This window comes from uncultured Aquitalea sp. (assembly GCF_945957525.1).
GTDB lineage: Bacteria > Pseudomonadota > Gammaproteobacteria > Burkholderiales > Chromobacteriaceae > Aquitalea.
On record NZ_CAMFLA010000034.1, the window covers coordinates 1 to 12,695 of the forward strand.

The 12,695-nt window shown below is 61.6% G+C and carries 12 protein-coding genes; 7 read left to right on the top strand and 5 right to left on the bottom strand.

The window, feature by feature from the left end:
• Positions 1-77: 77 nt before the first annotated feature.
• From tssE to tssJ, 4 genes are all read right to left on the bottom strand, one after another.
• On the bottom strand, positions 78-557 hold the full coding sequence (gene tssE, locus Q0P52_RS19240) for a type VI secretion system baseplate subunit TssE (RefSeq protein WP_293766833.1): 480 nt from the start codon (positions 555-557) through the stop codon (positions 78-80).
• A gap of 1 nt (position 558) precedes the next feature.
• Positions 559-1,263 (bottom strand): type IVB secretion system protein IcmH/DotU, encoded by a 705-nt coding sequence (gene icmH / locus Q0P52_RS19245; RefSeq protein ID WP_293766831.1) that lies wholly within the window; start codon positions 1,261-1,263, stop codon positions 559-561.
• Positions 1,264-1,270: 7 nt separating this feature from the next.
• The gene (gene tssK / locus Q0P52_RS19250; RefSeq protein ID WP_293813835.1) at positions 1,271-2,617 is read right to left on the bottom strand and encodes a type VI secretion system baseplate subunit TssK; all 1,347 of its coding nucleotides are present in this window, start codon (positions 2,615-2,617) and stop codon (positions 1,271-1,273) included.
• A gap of 274 nt (positions 2,618-2,891) precedes the next feature.
• A complete protein-coding gene (gene tssJ, locus Q0P52_RS19255) occupies positions 2,892-3,425 on the bottom strand; it encodes a type VI secretion system lipoprotein TssJ (protein WP_293766825.1) in 534 nt (177 codons plus the stop codon).
• A gap of 172 nt (positions 3,426-3,597) precedes the next feature.
• Between tssJ and Q0P52_RS19260 the strand changes: the two genes are divergently transcribed.
• The 7 genes from Q0P52_RS19260 to Q0P52_RS19290 all read left to right on the top strand — a co-directional run bounded on the left by Q0P52_RS19260 (position 3,598) and on the right by Q0P52_RS19290 (position 12,410).
• On the top strand, positions 3,598-4,443 hold the full coding sequence (locus tag Q0P52_RS19260; protein WP_293766823.1) for a M15 family metallopeptidase: 846 nt from the start codon (positions 3,598-3,600) through the stop codon (positions 4,441-4,443).
• Between the two features lie 27 nt (positions 4,444-4,470).
• Positions 4,471-8,268, top strand: a complete 3,798-nt coding sequence (gene tssM / locus Q0P52_RS19265) for a type VI secretion system membrane subunit TssM (protein WP_293766821.1) — start codon at positions 4,471-4,473, stop codon at positions 8,266-8,268.
• A 16-nt stretch (positions 8,269-8,284) separates the two neighbouring features.
• Positions 8,285-9,301, top strand: a complete 1,017-nt coding sequence (gene tagF, locus Q0P52_RS19270; protein WP_293766819.1) for a type VI secretion system-associated protein TagF — start codon at positions 8,285-8,287, stop codon at positions 9,299-9,301.
• A 39-nt stretch (positions 9,302-9,340) separates the two neighbouring features.
• Positions 9,341-9,859 (top strand): type VI secretion system contractile sheath small subunit, encoded by a 519-nt coding sequence (tssB, locus tag Q0P52_RS19275; RefSeq protein ID WP_293766817.1) that lies wholly within the window; start codon positions 9,341-9,343, stop codon positions 9,857-9,859.
• A 2-nt stretch (positions 9,860-9,861) separates the two neighbouring features.
• On the top strand, positions 9,862-11,346 hold the full coding sequence (gene tssC, locus Q0P52_RS19280; RefSeq protein WP_293766815.1) for a type VI secretion system contractile sheath large subunit: 1,485 nt from the start codon (positions 9,862-9,864) through the stop codon (positions 11,344-11,346).
• Between the two features lie 56 nt (positions 11,347-11,402).
• Positions 11,403-11,900 carry a type VI secretion system tube protein Hcp gene (locus Q0P52_RS19285; RefSeq protein ID WP_293766813.1) on the top strand — a complete coding sequence of 166 codons (498 nt, stop codon included), beginning with the start codon at positions 11,403-11,405 and terminating at the stop codon, positions 11,898-11,900.
• 75 nt (positions 11,901-11,975) lie between these two features.
• Positions 11,976-12,410 carry an OmpA family protein gene (locus Q0P52_RS19290; protein ID WP_293766811.1) on the top strand — a complete coding sequence of 145 codons (435 nt, stop codon included), beginning with the start codon at positions 11,976-11,978 and terminating at the stop codon, positions 12,408-12,410.
• Positions 12,411-12,510: 100 nt separating this feature from the next.
• On the opposite strand, the gene Q0P52_RS19295 is transcribed toward Q0P52_RS19290, so the two are convergent.
• Positions 12,511-12,695: hypothetical protein (locus Q0P52_RS19295; protein ID WP_293766809.1), on the bottom strand; the 185-nt coding region annotated here is incomplete at its 5' end.

The following is a 12,695-nucleotide window of genomic DNA, read 5'->3' on the forward strand; positions in this document are numbered from 1 at the left end:
AGGTCCATTCTGAATTCATCTCTTCTTCAATGCCCCGCCCATTGCGGGGCAAAGCGTAAAACGGCGGGCCTTGCCGCTCAGTCCACCTTGTACACGTTGGACGACAGCTGCAGCGTGGCGTCGAACGTGACCGGCGGGCGGTGTGGGTGAATGCGCAGCACGGCATCAACGCGAAAGCGCAGGTGGCGTTCCATTTCGCGCGGGGCATCCAGATTCACGCGCACCCGCGACAGTCGTGGTTCGTGGGTTTCGATGGCGCGGCGCAGCTGTTCGCGCAGCAGCTCGCGGTCGTCCGGGTTGAGCAGGCTGATGCCGCTGAGGTCCGGAATGCCGTAGTTGAGCATGCTGGCGCGGGCAAGCGGGTAATCGTCGTCGCGCACTTCGGCCGGCATCAGCCGGGTGTTGAGCAGGGCTTCCAGATCTCGCGCCAGCGAGCGTTTGAACTGCGCCAGCTCGTACAGCGGCGCGTCGTTCAGCTGGCTGTTGTCCGGGTGGTCGTCCAGCAGACGATCCAGCACCGAAGGCTGCAACAGGGTGTGACGGCTGAAGGTGGCCATGTCAGGCGCCGAACACCTTGCCCAGTTGCTGCGACAGCAACCAGCGATAGGTGAGGAAGATGCCGCTGCCCACTACCGCCAGAAGGGCAAAGTAGAGCCACAGGGGCAGTTCGTGACGGACAAAGGCCTGAAAGCGCTGCGGCAGTTGCCAGTTGGGCGCGAATTCAGCCTTGCCGCCGCGCACTTGCTGGATTTCCTGCCCCAGCTTGTGGGTGAGGTAGCCCAGTTTTTCCTGGCCTTCCAGTAGGTATTTGCCCTGAAAGCCCAGCAGCAGGCAGGTGTAGAACACCTCCAGCGCTTCAATGTTCTTGGCCGGATCCAGACGCAGCTGTTCCAGCCGGTTGAAGAAGCCTTCGCCCGCCAGATGTTCGCCGAAGAGGCGCAGTTGCAACGGCATGCGCTCCCACTCGTCGCGCAGCGAGAACTCCGAGGACAGGATGATTTCGTCCATCAGCGCGCAAAAAGCGTATTTGGCGTGATTGACGTCGTTCATGTCCTTGTTGAAGTTGCGCGCGTTTTTTTCGTACTGGGCGAGGAAACCGTCCACGCGGCGATTGAATTCAACCGCGCTGCCCGGCGCGTTGCCGTCCTTCAGCAAAAACAGCAGGTAGATGCCGTCTTCCAGCATTTCGCGCAGGGAAGGGGCCGAGGGCGCGGCAACGGCGATAGGGCGGTCGGCGGCCGGGGCGGTGGTGACTTGGCTCATGGCGTACTCAGCGGAAAACGGCGATCAGCTCGAGGCTCAGATCGGACAGGGTTTGCGGAACATAAATGCAGATGCTGCGCGACTGCAGCATGCGGCCGAAGATCTCGCCGTGCGGCTCGAAGGCGAAGTAGTGGTTGCCCACACGCACCGGCACGGCGGACGGTGTTTGCGCCGCGTGATGGATGGCCACGCCGCGCATGGCGGAGTTGAGGATTTTTTCCACATCGTCCGGCGCGCCGATCTTCATCTTCAGCGGCACGTTGTCTATCACCTGCGATGCCGGCAGTTCGCTCTGCACCGACAGGTAGAAATCGACGTTCTCCAGCAGGCGGTCGCTTTCCAGGCGGCCGATGTAGAAGGACGGCTTGGGCGAGTGCAGCGGGATGACGGTGTAACGGGCGGAAATCACCGTTTCCAGCAGCTCGCGGATTTGCCGATCCAGGAGCGGCATCACTTGCTGCAGCTGGTCGTGCCGGTAGGGCGGGATGTCGGCCAGGCTGTACAGGGTGGAGAAGGTTTGCAGCTCGCCGCAAAACTCCGCCAGTGCCATGTAGAGCTCTTCCGGGTGCAGCGGATGGCTCAGCGACAGGTGACGCAGCCGCGCGAAGTTGCGATTGACCGTATGCAGCAGCCAGAAAGAGCTGATGTCGGTAGAGCCGTACTCCACCACGCTCTTGGCGCGCTCGCGGTGGCTGCCGGCCAGCGACTGGCTCTTCACCAGCAGGATGTCCAGCAAGCGGCGCAGCATCTGCTGGATGTCGTCGGAGGCGCTGACCGTGGTCAGCGGCGGGATGAAACCCTGTGTCGCCACCCATTGGCCGGTGGCGTCCTTTTCCAGTTCGCACAGCGGGATGGCGTCGTAGCCGTCGCGGTTCTCTTCTTCCAGCATCAGGCGCACATCCAGCTCCAGCGTGCTGACGTCGGCTTCCAGCGCTTGCGTGTAGAGGTCGGCCAGCTCGCTTTGCTGGCTGATGAAACGGGTGGGGCGCGCGCTGTGTTCGCCGCTGCGGGTGTTGCCGCCATAGGGCTGCATCTGGGCAAGGCAGGCATAAAGGCGGGTCTTGATGCCCAGTTGGGGCAGGGAAGAGAGGTCGCGCGACAAGGGCAGGGCGGCCTGAGCGGGCGCCTGGTACAAGGTGCCGTCGCGAAACAGCACCGCCAGTTGGTCTACCCGAACCATGCCGCCCTTGAGGGCTTGCTCGTCCAGTTGCAGCTGGCTCACCCCCCATTGATGGCGGCGCGATTGCTGCAGCAGCGCCGTGGCTTTCTGCTCAAGAAACAAAGACTGCTGCTGGAAATGCTGCGGGCGAAGAAACATGCCTTCGCCCCACAGAACCCGTTTTGCTTGTTGCATCGGACATCAAACTTTCATTGTGCGGACCCTGTCGCCCGGCGGCGTTCATCGCCGGATTCGGACGGTTTGCTCCTGCCATGCCGTTGCTGACCAGCGAGGCAAGGTTGGCCGAAGGGTCTGATTTTTCACCAAAACACGTATATTTACTTAGTAGAAATATCATTTGTCATATTTATGGGACAAACGATTTTCATAAAATAAAATTAATCAAAATTTGAATGACTAATAACAGATGTTGTTAAATTGAGACAGTCTCAGGCAAAAATCCGAGATTTCAGCGTCGTCTGCCGGAGCAATCTACCGGGGGTTCTGCCGATTGTCCCGGGATGGCGGTATTCTTCGTCCGCACCGGCACCAAGTAGCAGTCAGCGGCCTTGAAGTTGAGGCCATCGCTTTTTACCGCGTCCGCCGTATACAGCAGCCGCCAGTAGCCCGTATCGGGCTGTCTGAAAAAGCCCACCACGCCGACATATCGCGTCTCTTCGCCAATGGTTTCCTGCTCGGCCAGCTTGCCCCCGGGGATCAGAGTGACTTCTTTGCTGGAGATCAGCGAATTGCCTAGCAGATCGCCCTCGGATTTGCCGCCCAGCAAGGCGTCCATGGTCATGCGGTTGAAGGCGTCGGCGCTGCGCAACTGGTAAACGTGCACCACCACCGACAAGGGTTTGCCTTGCGCGTCCCGGTTCATGCCCTTGCTGCCCTCGCCGGCGATGTTCACCAGTTTGGGCCCGCCGCAAGCCGCCAAAGCCAACAGGGGCAAGGCTTTCAACAGCATGTTCAAGCAGAGTTTATTCAGTCTCGTCAGCATGGGATGAATTGTGAATCCTGATGATGGGAAATGGACTCGTCAGATTTTACTAGTAATTACAACTAGTCAAAAGGCATGGAAAAGTACATTACAATACCTGTTCTGCGTATTGTTACTTGTGCTAACTATACTTTAAATGAAATACTAATTTTCGGAAATCCTGGGCAGGACGATGCAGTGGACTATCGCATTGCCCCTCCTGATGGCCGGACTCGTCCTGCTGGTGGCATGGGTGGGCTGGCGCTTTTTTCTGGGCGGGCAGGTGGCTGGCGAATGGCCGGCCGACAAATCAGTGGAAGCCCTGGTGGAGGCCCCGACTGCGGTGGCGCTGACCCCGGCGCCGCAGCTTGCCGAGCCGGCGCGTCCGGGTGTCGAGCGCCGGCACAGCTACCGCTGGGTGATCTGGCCGTTGTTGTCGCTGGTACTGGTGGGCGCCGGCGTGCTAGCGGCTTTCAAGATGGGCGGGCGCTATTACCAGCGGCCCGGGTATGTGGCGGAGGAGTACCAGCAGGCCGACCGCATCAAGCAAACCTTGTTGGAAGAAAAGCTGGTGCCGCCGCCGCCCTTGCCGCCGGCGGCCTTTGTGGACGTGCAGATCCAGATGCCAAGCCTGGACATCGTCCACGCCAACCGCGACTGGAGCCGCATGAACCCCGCCTTTGTACAGACCGTGCTGCGGGTGATGGCCGCGATGAAAGCACGCGGTTTTTCCATGGTGCTGCTGGAAGGTTATCGCAGCCCGGAACGCCAGGATGCCTTGGCGGCGCAGGGCAATCATGTCACCCAGGCCAAGGGCGGACAGAGCAAGCATCAATACGGACTTGCCGTGGATCTCGCGCCGATGCGCGACGGCAAGGTAGTGATTTCGGAGCGCGACCCCTGGGCGATGCAGGCTTACCAGGCGCTGGGGGAAGAGTCGCAAGCGGCCGGCCTGACCTGGGGCGGCAACTGGAGTTTCAAGGATTTTGGGCATATCGAGCAGACCGGCTCCCTGAAGGCGCTGCTGGGTAAAAAGTAACGTTTCAATTTTCGAGAAGTGGTGGTTATGCAAGCTTGGCTTCGGCACGGGAAGGTCGCGTCCGCGATCGGCTTCCTGATTCTGATCGCGCTCATCTGGTTCGTCGGCCCCTGGATGGGGCTGGTTTCTCCGGAGGCGCGCCTCGGGTGGATTGTCGGTGTGATGCTGTTGTGGGTGCTGACCCTGCTAGTGGGGCAGTTGCTGGCCCGCCGCGCCGGCGGCCTGCTGGAGAAAATGCTGCGCAAGCAGGCGGACGACGCGGTAATCGGCGCCGACGCCGGCAAACGGGCGGAAGTGACCCTGCTGCGGCAAAAGCTGCTGGCGGCGGTGGATACGCTGAAGAAGTCCAAGCTGGGCGCGGCCAGCGGCAGCGCCGCATTGTACGAGCTGCCCTGGTACATGATCATCGGCCACCCGGCAGCGGGCAAAAGCTCTGCCATCCTGCAGTCCGGTCTGACCTTCCCCTTCAGCGACAAGAGCGGCATTCAAGGGGTGGGCGGTACGCGCAACTGCGACTGGTTTTTCTCCACCGAAGGCGTGTTGCTCGACACGGCCGGCCGTTACGCCACCCAGAGCGAAGACCGGGTGGAATGGCTGGAATTTCTCAAGCTGCTGAAAAAGCATCGGGCCAAGGCACCGGTGAACGGCATTCTGGTGGCCATCAGCCTGCCGGAGCTGGCTCAGCACCATAGCGAGGGCTTTGCCACTTACACCCGTCAGGTGCGCGAGCGCATTCACGAGATGTGCAACACCTTCGGCGCGCAGGTGCCGGTGTATCTGGTGTTTACCAAATTGGACCTGCTGGGCGGTTTTGCCCAGTTCTTCCAGGATGCGGACGACGAAGAGCGCGCCCGTGTCTGGGGGGTGACGCTGACGGCCGAGCAGGGCAAGGGCTTTGACGTGGCCACCGCCACCAGCCAGCAATTCGAGCTGCTGTATCGCGGCCTGGTGCAAATGGGTGAGGACAAGCTGGTGCAGCACCGCGGCAGCCAGGTCAGTCCGGCGCACTTTGCCTTTCCTATTGAGTTCCATGGTTTGAAAGAAGCCGTGGTGAAGTTCATGCGCCTGCTGCATGAAGAAGATCCCTACCATGCGCGCCCACTGTTGCGCGGCTTCTATTTCACCAGTGCCTTGCAGGAAGGCGTGCCGCGCATCGTGGCGGCCAATCGCGTGCAGGGGCAGTTCGACCTCAGCGCCGCCGGTCGCGACGGCAAGCAGGCCCCGTCCTCCTACAGCTTCTTCCTGCGCGATTTCTTCCGCGAAGTGCTGTTCCCCGATCAACACCTGATTTCGCGCCAGACCGCACCGCGCGGCGGCCGCGCCCGGTTGGCCGCGATGGCGGCGGGTGTCTTGCTGCTGGCCGGCGTGGCCGGCGTGTGGTCGTGGACTTACATCGGCAACCAGCGTTTGCTGGAGCAGGTGGCTGCCGATCGCGCCCAAGCTGAAAAGCTGGCTGCGTCCGGTCAGCTTTACAACAAGCTGCGCGGCTTGCTGCTGCTGCAACAGCGCTTGGAAGAACTGCAGGCCTATCGCAAGAACGGCGAGCCCTGGCAGCTGGGCTGGGGGCTGTATCAGGGCGGCGAGGTGGAGGCCCGCCTGCGCAAGGAGTACTTCGCCGGGCTGCGTCAGGTGATGCTGACGCCGGTGCAGCAGAATCTGGAAGCGGCGCTCAAGCAGTACAAGTCGCAACCCGAGCCGGTGGCCCCGGTCGAGCCCAAGCCCGTGCCGGTAGCCGCCAAGCCTGAGCCGGCCCCGGCTCCCGCGCCAGCCGCGCCCAAGCAGCACCCGCGTCCGGCCAAGCCACACAAGGCGCTGCCCAATATCGTCATTGGCGCGCTGGACTGGCCGCAAAAAGCCACTGCCGCGCTGCTGGACAGCTCCGCCCCAGCCGCGCAAGGGCAGACGCCTGCCGCCGCGCCTGCCGCCGGCAACCAGCCGGTGAAGCTGGAAGTGGGTTACAACGCGCTCAAAACCTATCTGATGCTGCATGAGCAGAAGCGCATGGACGAGCCGCAACTGATCGACCAGATTCCGCGTTACTGGCGGCCATATCTGGAAAGCCAGCGCGGTCAGTATTCGGTGGAAGAGGTAATGGCGGTGGCCGAGAAGCTGGTGGCTTTCTATGTCAGCCAGATCAAGGCGGGCGATCTGCCGCTGATCGACAACGACCCGCGTCTGGTGAGCGAGGCGCGCGATACCCTGCGCGGCTCCTACAAGCACCTGTCGGCCGAAGAGCGCGTGTACAACGAAATCCGCGCCCGGGCCAACACCCGCTATGCGCCGCTGACGGTGGCCCGCATCCTCGACAACCGCGACCTGGACATCATGGCCAGCAGCCAGATGGTGGAGGGCGCGTTTACCCGCGAAGCCTGGAACGGTTACGTGAAGGGCGCCATCGATGAAGCCAGCAAAGGCGAGATTCGCGGCGACGACTGGGTACTGGCCTCCTCCATCCAGGACAACCTGGGCAAGGACGGCAATATCGAGAAAAACCGCGCCGCGCTGATGACCTTGTACCGCGCCCAGTACATTGCGGCCTGGAAGAAATTCCTGCCGGGCGTCACCGTGCGCGATTTCAGCAATACCGCGCAATCCGCTTCCGCGCTGACCCGCCTTGCCGACAAGCAGAACTCTCCGGTGAAGCTGATTCTGGCGCGGGCAGCCATGGAAACGGCCTGGGACAACCCGTCCGAGCTGAACCGTTCGCTGGAAAACGCCAAGCAATCCGTGCTGGAAAAAACCACCGAGTTTCTCAAGGGCGGCGCAGACTCTCCTGACAAGAAACCGGGCGACAAGCAGTTTGGCGAAGTGGGGCAGGCCTTTGCCGGTGTGGCCCAGCTGGTGAAGGGCGACAATCCGCCCATCAACGGCTATCTCGACCAGTTGGCCAAACTGAAGGCCAAGCTGGCGGCCATCGCCTCCACCGACGAACCCGGCCCGCAAGCGCGCGCCACCTTGCAAGCCACGCTGAACGGCTCCGGCTCCGAGCTGGCCGACACCATCTCCTACGTGGACAACTCGCTGCTCAACCAGGTGTCCGGCGACACCGCCGCTATGGTGCGGCCGATGCTGGTGCGTCCTTTGTCGCAGTCTTACACCGCCATGCTGGGGCCGGTGCAGCAGGACATCAATCAGGCCTGGGCCAATGAAGTGCTGCCGCAATGGAAACAATTGGCCGGCAAGTATCCCTTCACGGATTCCGGTACCGCCGCCTCGGTGGCGGAGATCAACCGTTTCGTCAAAGCCAACGACGGCGTGCTGGATAAATTCATCAACAAGTATCTGAACGGTCTGGTGCAGCGCAAGGGCGATGTGCTGGTGGCGCGCGCCTGGGGTGATCAGGGTATCCGTTTCAATCCGGAATTCCTCTCCGGCGCCGGCAAGCTGGGCGCGCTGGCGTCCAGTCAGTTGCAGGACGGCGAGAACAGTCGTTTCGAACTGCAGCCGCAGCCCACGCCGGGCCTGTCGGAAATTTCCATCGTGGTGGACGGCCAGGAACTGCGCTACCGCAATGGCCCGCAAACCTGGCAGCCCTTCAACTGGCCTGGCGCTGATAGCGCCGGCGGCGCGCGCATCCAGGTGGTGTCCTATAACGGCGCGCCCAGCGTCATCGCCAACCAGTCCGGTCGCATGGGGCTGATGCGCTTGCTGGCCAGCGCCAAGGTGAGCCAGGACGGCGGCGATCTGGTGCAGCTGTCCTGGCCGGCCGGCAAGGCCGCCGATGGACAGATGGTGCGTTTCAATTTCCGAATGGTTGGTGGAGTCAATCCCTTGCAGCTCATCAAGCTTTACAAGTTAACCCTGCCCGAGCGCGTGACTTTGTAACAAGGACGACCAGTAAATGGCCTTCAATTTCAAGCGCACACAAGACATAGCCGGGCAGTTCTGCATCTTCGGCAAACTGCCTCGCCGCGGCGATTTCATCCGCATCAACGCCACGCATCCGGCGGCGGCCCAACTGGACCACGTCATTGCGGACAGTCTGGTGCTACTGGACGACGACGCGGCGCGCCAGCGTTATCTGCGGATGCCCGCCACTTCGTTTCTCACCCGGTCGCCCGACGGCGCCTGGCTGTCGCTGGGCGTCATCCAGCCCAGCCGGGATGAAAGCGGTCGGCTGTATCCGCTGGTGGCGGCTTCGCTGTTGCCGTCCGACATGCCGCGTCCGCCGGTGGGCGTGATGATGTTGTCCAACGAGCTGTTCTTCAACGGCCTGCAGGAGCAACTGAGCAACGCCATCGACAATGCGGTGGAGATGGTGGCCTGCCGCCAGTATCTGGAAGACCAGTCCTTGTTCGGCGCCGGTTCGCCGGCTGACATCGAACTGGCCGAGCAGTTGCTGGGCCGTCATCTGTCCATCACGCCATGCAGTCATCTTTCCGATCAGCTGGCCGCCATCGGCGGCGCGGACCTCGCGTCGCTGCTGCTGTCTTTTGTGTTTCACAGCCAGCTGCTGCGCAAATTCCAGGGCAGCTTGTCCTCGCAGACGTATCTCCTGCCGCTGCCGGCGGGCGACGGCGAAGACATGTTGGCCGTGGTCACCTGGCTGGCCTTGTTCTCGGCCGCCACCTCGGGCCTGCCCGACACCCCGGTGCAGTGCCTGATCATCCGCCAGCCCGAGCGCAACTGTCTCGCGCTGGTGCCGGGCGCGCTCACCGCGCCCATGCTGGCCCAGTGCTGGGGAAAAGTGCTGGACCCGCGTTTCATCATCGATGTGTCGGACGAGCACGCGCCCTGGCGCAGCCATCAGTCCTATGCCGAGGCGGTGTACATCCTTAGCCGCCGCCTGGGCGATCCGCAGTTTTCACTGGCACAGCTTTGCGACGTGATGGCCAGTCTCTCCCGCAGTCTTGTTTAACGGTTTTGATGAACATTTTCGGTTACATGGGGATTCATCATGGGTAATGAAAGCACACAGAAAAAGCTGTCGCGCGTGCGTCCGCCGCGCGTACAGATCACTTACGACGTTGAAATCGGCGATGCCATCGAAACCAAGGAGCTGCCGTTCGTGATGGGCGTGCTGGGGGACTACTCCGGCCACCGCAAGGAACCGCCGGCCAAGCTCAAGGACCCGGAACGCAAGTTCGTGCAAATCGATCGCGACAACTTCGACGAAGTGCTCAAGGGCATGGCGCCGCGTCTGGCGATGAAGGTGGACAACAAGCTGGCCGACGACGACACCCAGCTGGGCGTCGAACTCAACTTCGAAACACTGGCCGACTTCGAACCGCAAAACGTGGCCAAGCAGGTAGACCCGCTGAAGAAGCTGGTGGACGCCCGCCAGCGCCTGTCCGAGCTGCGCAACAAGATGGCCGGCAACGACAAGCTGGAAGCCCTGCTGGACGACATCGTCCACGACACGGAAAAACTGCGCCAGATCAGCAAGTCCGGCGGCAATGACAAGGCAGGGGAGTGAGCATGAGCGCAGAACAGCAAACCGTCGCCGCGCCGCAGGCCGCTGAACAACAGGCCTCCAGCTTGCTGGACAGCATCATCGAGCAAAGCCGCGTGGCCAGCAGCGACAGCGAACGCGGCCATGCCCGCGACCTGATCGCCGAGTTGGCCGAACAGGTGCTGGAAGGCAGCGTTACCGTTTCGCGAGATCTGAGCGCCAGCCTCGACGCTCGCATCGCCGAGATCGACGCGCTGATTTCCGACCAGTTGAACGCCATCATGCATCACCCGGACTTCCAGCAGCTGGAAGCTTCCTGGCGCGGCCTGAACTATCTGGTGAAGAGCTCGGAAACCAGCACGCAGCTGAAACTGAAAGTGCTCAATGTTTCCAAAAAAGAGCTGGTGAAGGACTTCAAGGCCGCCTCTGAGTTCGATCAGAGCGCGCTGTTCAAGAAGATCTACGAAGAAGAATACGGCACCTTCGGCGGCGCGCCTTATGCCGCGCTGGTGGGCGATTTCGAATTCACCCGCCATCCGGAAGACTTCTACTTGCTGGAAGAGCTGTCGCACGTGGCCGCCGCCGCGCATGCGCCGCTGATCTCCGCCGCCGCGCCGGGCCTGTTCGGTCTGGAAACCTTTGCGGATATCGGCAAGCCGCGCGATCTGGCCAAGATCTTCGATACCGTCGAGTACGCCAAGTGGAAATCCTTCCGCGAGTCGGAAGACTCCCGCTATGTGGGCTTGGTGTTGCCGCACGTGCTGGGTCGTCTGCCTTACGGCCGCGATAACGTGCCGGTGGAGGAGTTCAACTTCGAAGAAAACGTGGACGGCACCAACCACGACAAATACCTGTGGACCAACGCCGCCTACGCTTACGCGGCTCGTCTTACCGACGCTTTTGCCCAGTTTGGCTGGCTGGCGGCGATTCGCGGTGTGGAGGGCGGCGGTCTGGTGGAAGGCCTGCCGGCGCACACCTTCAAGACCGACAGCGGCGAAGTGGCGCTCAAATGCCCTACCGAAGTGGCCATCACCGACCGCACGGAAAAGCTGCTGTCCGATCTGGGCATGATCGCCCTGGTGCACTGCAAGAACACCGACTACGCCGCCTTTTTTGCCGGCCAGTCCGTGCAGAAAGCCAAGACCTACAACACCGACGCGGCCAATGCCAACGCCCGTCTGTCCACCCAGCTGCCCTATATCTTCGCCGTGTCCCGCATCGCGCATTACATGAAGTCCATCATGCGCGACAAGATCGGTAGCTTCGCCTCCCGCCAGAACGTGCAGGACTACCTGAACACCTGGTTGGCGCAATACGTGCTGCTGGACGATTCCGCCAGCCAGGAAGCCAAGGCCAAGTATCCGCTGCGCGAAGCGCGCGTGGACGTGGTGGAAGTGCCGGGCAAGCCGGGCGTGTACCGCGCCGCCGCTTTCCTGCGCCCCCACTTCCAGCTCGACGAACTGACAATTTCCCTGCGACTCGTCGCAGAACTGCCCCAGCCTGCGGGTTGATTGTTGATAGTGGGCTAGTCCCACGTGTTGTTACTTAAGCAAGGAAAGGTAAATAAATGGCTTTTGATGCATTTTTGAAAATTGATGGCATTCCGGGTGAAAGCACCGACGACAAGCACAAGGACTGGATCGAAATCCTGTCGTTTGCCCACGGTCTGGAACAACCGGCTCAGTCCACCGCCAGCTCCGCCGGCGGCGCGACCGCAGAGCGCGTTAACCACGCCCCCTTCGAAATCTCCCACTTCCTGGACAAGGCCAGCCCGAAGATCTACGAAGCGTGCTGCACCGGCAAGCACATCAAGGATGTCACCATCGAGCTGTGCCGTGCCGGCGGCGACAAGGTGAAATACCTGGAAATCAAGATGGAACAGGTGTTGATCTCCAAGGTAGTGCCGACTGGCGCCGCCAATGACGCCGGCTTCCCGAGCGAGAAGGTCAGCTTCTCCTACGGCAAGATCAAGTGGACCTACACCCAGCAGAAACGTGCCGACGGCACCGGCGGCGGCAATGTCAGCGCCGGCTGGGACCTGACCAGCAACAAGACTATCGCCTGATCTGCCTGATCCGGTGTAGCGCCCGCTCCCGTCTCGGGGGCGGGCTGTTGTTCAGCTCAATTCTGGAAGTCCGTCATGAAGCAATTGCTGTTGTGCTGCCTGCTCTCGTCCATGCTGGCGGCCTGTGTCGCCAACAAGCCCGCGGTGGATCCCGCCGTGCTGGCAGCCCAGGAGAAGGCCGCCGCGGAAAAGGCCGCGCTGGAGAAGAAGATCGACGCCAACATGGCCATCGATGCCAACTTCATTCCTTTCGACAAACTCAGCCCCAAGCTTGACGAAGTGGGCAAGGGCCAGTTGTTGCGTCTGCTGCCCAAGCTCAAGGCCAGCAAAACCATCATCGTGCGCGGACATTGCTATCGCGGCGACATCGGCAACGCCAAGGCCGCTTCGCAGGCTCGCGCCATCGAGGTCAAGACTTTTCTGACCGATTCCGGCGTACCGGAAAGCCGCGTCACAGTGCGCTACGACACCGATCGCAAGACGCACGGCGTGCAGCTGATTTTCAAATAAAGACGTAGAGAAGGCCTTCGCAGGGAGGCGGCGATAACGCGCGGCTTGGGCTAGCAGGCTTGTCATGCCCGAAGCTCGAAGGGCCTTCATTCAAACGGTTTCATTCCGGCGGCGATAGCCGGCGGAGCGCAAGGTTGGCCGAAGCGCGTCCTGCGGGGCGCGCAGCTGGCCTGCGCATGGCGTTTTTTCCATTTTGGTTTTGTGTTTCAGCGTTCAGTCCGAATTTCGATTTTTGGTTTTGTATTCCGTCATGCCCGCATGACGCATGGGTGCCCTCATGGATTT